This is a genomic window from Streptomyces ossamyceticus (assembly GCF_001418475.1).
GTDB classification, from domain to species: domain Bacteria; phylum Actinomycetota; class Actinomycetes; order Streptomycetales; family Streptomycetaceae; genus Streptomyces; species Streptomyces ossamyceticus.
On the sequence record NZ_LIQX01000368.1, the window covers coordinates 1 to 2,428 of the forward strand.

The window sequence follows — 2,428 nt, forward strand, 5'->3', positions numbered from 1 at the left end:
CGGAGGAGTCCTTCCGTATCGCCGAGGCCTGGGTCTACGGCGACTCCGGTACCGGGATCCGCTCCGGGGCGGACGCGGAGGCGGGGGAGGAGCTCGCGCGGTGGGAGTTCCTGGAGTGGGGCGAGTGCACGGACCAGGTGACGGCGTTCGCGTTCCCTGACGGAGACCAGGTGCACCTGGCCTGTCGGGTACGGGACGGAGGCGGCCAGGCTCGTGGCACCGAGGCCCGGTGCGGCCCGAGGGGGGTGTCGATGAGCCGGACGGCGCTCGTCGCGACACTGGAACACTCCCTCGCCGCAGCCGAACGCGAGTGGGCCGCCCGGCTGNNCTGACCTGACCTGACCTGACCGTGCCGGAGCCGCCGACAGCCGGGCGCGGGGAAATTCCTTCGCGGCACGCGCCTACCGGATGGCAGGGTGCGGCGCATGGCACCCCAGTACCAGGTCCGCGCGGACCACGACGCCGACACGATCGTGGTCTACCAGGCGTACGCGCCTGCGATAGCCGACGCGGCGCTACGAGCGGGCCGCTTCGTCACGCCGTTCTCGTTCCACAGAATGACGTGGATCAAGCCGTCGTTCCTGTGGCTCATGCATCGCAGCAACTGGGCCCGCAAACCCGGTCAGGAGCGCGTGCTCGCTGTGCGAATGACCCGCCAGGGCTGGGAGGAGGCCCTGTCGCGGGCCGTGCTCACGACCGCGGATCCGGCAGCCGTGGCCCGGGCTGCCGTGCATGTCCAGTGGGACCCGGAACGCTCGCTGCGTGGAGCCGCGTTGAACCACTACAGCATCCAGGTCGGCATCGGCCGCGATCTGATCCGCGCCTTCACGGACGACTGGATCGTCGGCCTCACCGACCTCACCCCCCAGGTCCGCAGGGCGGCGGCCCTGACCCGGACCGGCCACGCCGCCCGGGCGCAGCGGCTGATTCCCGCGGAGCGGCCGCACCCGCTCCCTCAGGAGCTGGCGAACCTTCTGTCGCCGGGGGCATGACATAACCGGTGACCTCGACGAAGACGAAGGGGCGGGCCGCGTTTCTGGCCGGGGTGGGACGTGGAGGCGTCCCACCCCGGCCGGGTGTCATCGGATGCGTTTCGCCGGTTTGGTTGCGGCGTTGAGCAGGTACTCCAGGGGGCCTCGCCGGAAGAAGTGGGACCAGACGGCCGCGAACACGGTGGCTCCGAGGACGAACGCGAGCAGCGGCAACCAGGACGTCTGGGTGCCGGTCCCCGCGGGCACGGCCAGCGCGGACTGGGCGAGGAAGTGGCCGACGTAGGCGGTCAGGGACATGGTGCCGACAGCGATGACCGGTTTCGCCAGACGGCGCAGCCGCGGCAGCCGGTCCATCGCCACCGTCGCGCCCACGATCACGAGGATCGCGACGCCCACGCTGCCGATGATGTCGAACGTGGTGCCGCTGTGCGGCCCGGCGGTCAGGAGCATCGACGCCGACATGTCGGGGAACGAGCCGCCGCCGGACGGCATCGAAGCGCTGTCGAGTGGCATCGAACCGGAGCCGCCGGACGACGACCCGTCCTCCGCGAGGCTCCGCAGCGCGCCCGGGCCGGCCAGCAGCAGGGACATGCCGTAGGCGGCCGCGGTGAGGGCGGCACCGAGCGCGGCCAGGCGCCGCCGGACAGTGCCGGAGGACAGGTCGAGACGGCCCAGTGCCATGCCCGCGATCACGAACGACATCCACGTGAGCGCCGGGTAGAAGCCGGTGAGCAGCAGATCGAGGGCGCCGACCTCGCTGAGTCGGCGGAGCGGGTCGTAGGTGTTGATGCTCTCCTGGACCGAAGGACTCAGCAGCGAGGTCAGGACGAACGCCAGTTGCGGCGTGACCAGGGCGAACGCGGCCGCGACGAGGGCGAGGGCCTTGGCGCTCAGTCGCACCAGGGGCAGGGCGAGGAGGAAGTAGACCCCGTAGAAGCCGAGGATGATCACGCCCCCGTACTCCACGGCCATGGCGGTGCCCAGGGCCAGCAGGATCACGGCGCGGATCGCGATGCGGGCCTTCGCCTGCCGGCCGGCCAGGCCGGTCTTCGGCTCACGGCGGCCGGCGAGCAGCATCAGGGAGAATCCGGCGAGGGTGGCGAAGAGGACCGAGGAGTGGCCGTCCGCCATGTACCGGATCCAGCTGGCCGGGCCGTGCGTGGCCGACAGCGGGGGCCCGATGTGCACGACGTACATGCCGAACACCGCCAGCGCACGGGCCAGGTCCACCCCGACGAGGCGTCCCGTCGAAGGGCCGGCCGGGGCCGGTACGGCGGACTCGGGGGAGGAGGGCCGGTGCTGGGGAGGTGCGTCCTCCCGCGGAATCGGCGTCTCCTGCGGTGGCTGTGTCTGTGTCATACGTCAGACCCTCGCGGGGCGGCCGCAGGGCGGACCATCCGGCAGGCTTCGGGATCGCCCCTGCCGACCGGTGGGTG

At 71.9% G+C, this 2,428-nt stretch carries 2 protein-coding genes and 1 pseudogene; 2 read left to right on the forward strand and 1 reads right to left on the reverse strand.

The annotated features are described in order from the left end of the window. Together AOK15_RS25655 and AOK15_RS25660 are read left to right on the forward strand one after the other, a co-directional pair. Positions 1-326 (forward strand): annotated as a pseudogene (locus AOK15_RS25655) (hypothetical protein); the annotation flags it as partial. A gap of 99 nt (positions 327-425) precedes the next feature. Next, positions 426-992, forward strand: a complete 567-nt coding sequence (locus AOK15_RS25660) for a DUF4291 domain-containing protein (protein WP_055520724.1) — start codon at positions 426-428, stop codon at positions 990-992. Between the two features lie 87 nt (positions 993-1,079). Here AOK15_RS25660 and AOK15_RS25665 read toward each other — a convergent pair whose 3' ends face one another. Then, positions 1,080-2,351: a DUF418 domain-containing protein gene (locus AOK15_RS25665; RefSeq protein ID WP_079058700.1), complete on the reverse strand. Its 1,272-nt coding sequence runs from the start codon at positions 2,349-2,351 to the stop codon at positions 1,080-1,082. Between the last annotated feature and the right edge of the window lie 77 nt (positions 2,352-2,428).

What these genes read in the sequence shown, in the direction of transcription:
- AOK15_RS25660 (WP_055520724.1), top strand. Translation starts at nt 426, where the DNA reads ATGGCACCCCAGTACCAGGTCCGCGCGGACCACGACGCCGACACGATC.
- AOK15_RS25665 (WP_079058700.1), bottom strand. Translation starts at nt 2,351, where the DNA reads ATGACACAGACACAGCCACCGCAGGAGACGCCGATTCCGCGGGAGGAC.